Raw genomic sequence first — 246 nt, forward strand, 5'->3', positions numbered from 1 at the left:
CGTTGCTGGAACTGGTGGATGCGCTGATGCAACTGCTACTAGAACTGTAACTGTAACTGCCGCTCCAAATGCTGGAACACTAGCTGGAACTCAATCAATATGCGTAGGTGGTTCAACTACTTTTACATCTAACGGAACTACTGGTGGAACTTATACTTCTAACGCAACTAGTGTTGCTACTGTTAATGCTACAACTGGAGTTATTGCAGGAGTTGCCTCTGGAACTGCTACAATAACATATACCGT

Annotated in this window: 1 protein-coding gene; it reads left to right on the forward strand. The window is 43.9% G+C overall.

All coding sequences use genetic code 11. From position 1 onward, the window contains the following. Positions 1-246: hypothetical protein (locus AC061C_RS15960; RefSeq protein ID WP_478291992.1), on the forward strand; the 246-nt coding region annotated here is incomplete at both ends.

The sequence above is a fragment of the Flavobacterium sp. GNP010 genome, from assembly GCF_056428945.1.